The sequence below is a fragment of the Methyloglobulus sp. genome (genome assembly GCF_046714055.1).
GTDB lineage: Bacteria > Pseudomonadota > Gammaproteobacteria > Methylococcales > Methylomonadaceae > Methyloglobulus.
On the sequence record NZ_JBKKBJ010000122.1, the window covers coordinates 1 to 3,846 of the forward strand.

Below are 3,846 nucleotides of genomic sequence, written 5' to 3' on the forward strand. Positions count from 1 at the left end.
CCTCTATTAATTGCAATTAAAACCGCCTTATAACGAAGGAACTGAAATTTTTTGGATGTTTTCCCAAATCCGGGCATTTTGAAGCCGATTCCTGTTGCAAAGTCCTTTTTGCCCTCCCTTTTATGCCCCGACAGGTGCACTTTCCTTGTGGTTGTCCCTCAAAACACGGTTAGCAGCCTTCGCTGCGAGGCGGGAAGCCGAATAGTCCAGAAGACATAGGGCTGGGCGTTTTCACGGAGTGCTGTTTGCGTAGTGTTGTGCAAAGCAATACGAAATCGCGTCGAGTCGTTGCGCAACAAGTTTTTATACCCTTTGTTGGTTATAAAACATAGAGTAGCAGAGCCTGTCCTTAGCGTAGCCGTAAGGAACGGCTGGGATGCCGCATCTTGTGACGGTGCGCCGATTAGTATTATTCGCCAATATATCGAACAGCAAAAAACACTATACTAAAGCCGCCTGATATCCCCGCCCCGAACGGCTGGATTTTACGGAACACTGGATAAGCTGTTGAAAGCATATATGAAATAATAGAACATTTAGGAGAAATTGTGTGAGCCAGAATATTGTTGCGGTTGTTGGATTGGGTTATGTTGGTTTGCCCTTGGCGGTGGAGTTTGGCAAAAAATATGAAACCATAGGGTATGATTTGTCTGAGAGCAAAATCGAGAGTTATCGGAATTATTGTGATCCAACCAGAGAAGTTTCCAGTATAGATTTACAAGCGGCAACTGGTCTGGCTGTAACGAGTGATCCTGGCAATTTAACCAAGGCTGATTTTGTAATAATTGCAGTACCAACGCCAGTAGATGCTGCGCATCAGCCAGATTTTTCACCTTTGGTTTCATCCTCTATTACGGTGGGCAAACATTTAAAACGTGGTGCCATTGTTGTCTATGAATCGACCGTCTATCCCGGAGCAACGGAGGAAGTCTGCATACCCATACTGGAGCGCGAATCAGGTCTTAAATGGAAACAAGACTTTCACGTTGGCTATTCGCCGGAACGCGTTAATCCGGGGGATAAAGAAAGAACCATAACTAAAATTACTAAAGTAGTCTCAGGGGATGACGCAGAAACTTTGGAAAAAGTAGCCAAATTATATGAAAGTATCATCATTGCTGGTGTGCACCGAGCCAGTTCCATAAAAGTTGCTGAAGCAGCAAAGGTCATTGAAAATACTCAACGTGATTTGAATATCGCATTGATGAACGAGTTGGCGATAATATTTGACCGCTTGGGCATAGACACCTTGGAAGTGCTAAAAGCTGCAGGCACCAAGTGGAATTTCTTGCCGTTCCGTCCGGGTTTGGTAGGCGGGCATTGTATTGGAGTTGACCCCTACTATCTGACTCATAAAGCGGAAATGGTCGGATATCATCCTGAGGTTATCCTTGCCGGCCGACGAATTAATGATGGAATGGCTTCGTTCATTGCCAGGCAAACAGGCATGCTATTAATCCAGGCAGGCTACTCAGTCAAGACTGCAAAAATCATCGTTTTAGGCCTGACCTTCAAAGAGAACTGCCCTGACTTAAGAAATTCAAAAGTCGCAGATATTGTCTATGAATTGCAAAATTTCGGTTGGGATGTGTCAGTTCATGATCCAGTAGCTGAATCCGAAGAGGCGGTTCATGAGTATGGCATCTCATTGATGAATTGGGATAATTTACCGGCCGCAGATGCGATTGTTGCAGCAGTTTCACATAATGAATATCTGGATAATCCACTCAATAATATCTTATCGAAACTTAAACCTGCTGGCGTTTTTGTAGATGTCAAATCAGCTTATGATCCTATTTCAATACGGGAGGCTGGTTACAAATTGTGGCGCTTGTAGAATATTGTTCTGGGATGTCTTCAATAAGCCCCATTGTTACTAACCTTGGCACAAATTAATTAACCAAAGCAACGATACTAAACGGACATTATAATTTTTAAGGTCACATTTTTCTATGAAACCAACTCAAACATCTTTAGCCCGATTTGTTGATAAGCCTGCGACATGGCTGATTACCGGAGTAGCTGGTTTTATTGGCTCAAATTTGTTGGAAACGCTACTTGATCATGATCAACTCATAATCGGGCTAGATAATTTTGCTACCGGTCACCAGCATAATTTAGAACAGGTCAGGAATATTGTGGGCGAAAAAAAATGGGATAACTTCAAGTTCATTAACGGCGATATTCGTGACCTTGCCGCTTGCCGTCAAGCTTGTGCGGGAGTCGACTTTGTTTTGCATCAGGCCGCGCTGGGTAGCGTTCCGAGATCCCTTGAAGATCCCATTAACACTAATACTGCTAATATCGATGGCTTTCTAAATATGCTGGTCGCTGCACATGACGCTAAGGTAAAACGCTTCGTCTATGCTGCATCCTCTTCTACTTATGGAGATCATCCGGGCTTGCCCAAAGTGGAAGATCAAATTGGGAAACCACTGTCCCCATATGCCGTCACCAAATATGTAAATGAGCTGTATGCAGATATGTTTGCAAGGTGCTATGGCTTGGAGTCAATCGGTTTACGTTATTTCAATGTTTTTGGGCCAAGACAGGATCCTGACGGTGCTTACGCGGCTGTTATCCCCAAATGGATAGCTGCGATGGTTCGTGATGAGGAAGTCTATGTCAATGGTGATGGTGAAACCAGTAGAGATTTTTGCTATATCAAAAATGTTGTTCAAGCGAACCTGCAAGCAGCGGCTACAGAGAATGTCTGTGCAATAAATCAAGTCTATAATATTGCCGCAGGTGATCGTACTACGCTAAATCAATTATTGGGTTATCTAAGAGAAAATTTGGTTTTGCACTTCAAGAAGCTTGAAAGTTTTAAGCCAATTTATCGGGATTTCCGTTCAGGAGATGTTCGTCATTCGCTTGCGGATATTTCCAAAGCTCAGGCTTTGTTGGGTTATGCGCCAACATATCATGTTCGAGAAGGGTTAACAGAAGCATTAGATTGGTATTTAGAAAGCCTTAAGGGAACATAACCATTCATCTTCACTGGCTTAATCATTACCGTAAAAGTCGCTAAGTGACACCTTATTCTCCTTCGTAGGTACGGATTTATTTGCACTGTGCGGATAAATCCGCACCTACAGCGAAAAATACACACAACGTCCAGACCAGGACTAATCTGGACAGCTATAAAAAAAGGTGCTTAAACTTTGTGAATTCCCAGTTACACCATAGTAGTTATAGAAGCCGAGCAATTTTCTATTCAGTGCTAATTGACTTCCGTGTAACCCTTGCGCAGCCAACCACCTTTAGCGTATCAACCTGAAGCGCACGGTCTGATCGCGGGTACTCTGACGCGAACGTAACCAACATTCATGGATATTTCTCGGAGCATGATAATCGTTCATTATACTCATCAACCTTTCAGCCAATGTACTCATATATTCTCTGGCACCATGATAACTGTTACGGCTATTGACGTATTCGTCATACAACCATTATTGAAATAGAATGAGAAAGTTATCGGAAAAAAAACAGAGCTTATAGAAGTAATCCATATTTTTAACTAAGACCAGCCAGATAACTGATACCTGGGCACACATGGGTATTTTAAGTTAAAATACCCATCTATCGAATTATCATTGAGTATTCATTTGTCCGCCAAATCTATGGGAAAATATATTATGATTATAAAACTAGTTGTAAAACCACTTGTAAAAGGACTGTTAACCTATGTTCCTGGTATGATAAAAATATTACCTAAAGGAAGTGGGGGTGGCACAAATTCAGCTGTCTATTGTTATGGGGTGTGGCTGAAACATATCACGTTGCTCTGGGAGAATGGCATGCGCTCCATCCCCAACACTCTGGCTGAACTAGGGCCGGGCGATT

At 42.7% G+C, this 3,846-nt stretch carries 2 protein-coding genes and 1 pseudogene; all 3 read left to right on the forward strand.

All coding sequences use genetic code 11. The annotated features are described in order from the left end of the window. Positions 1-550: 550 nt before the first annotated feature. Positions 551-1,837, forward strand: coding sequence for a nucleotide sugar dehydrogenase (locus ACLQ6D_RS07420; protein WP_411726651.1), 1,287 nt, complete (start codon positions 551-553; stop codon positions 1,835-1,837). A gap of 115 nt (positions 1,838-1,952) precedes the next feature. Beyond that, on the forward strand, positions 1,953-2,987 hold the full coding sequence (locus ACLQ6D_RS07425; RefSeq protein ID WP_411726652.1) for an NAD-dependent epimerase/dehydratase family protein: 1,035 nt from the start codon (positions 1,953-1,955) through the stop codon (positions 2,985-2,987). A gap of 651 nt (positions 2,988-3,638) precedes the next feature. After that, positions 3,639-3,846 (forward strand): annotated as a pseudogene (locus tag ACLQ6D_RS07430) (hypothetical protein); the annotation flags it as partial.

Bases quoted from the DNA above. Each gene is read 5' to 3' on its own strand.
- ACLQ6D_RS07425 (WP_411726652.1), top strand. From the start codon at position 1,953: ATGAAACCAACTCAAACATCTTTAGCCCGATTTGTTGATAAGCCTGCG.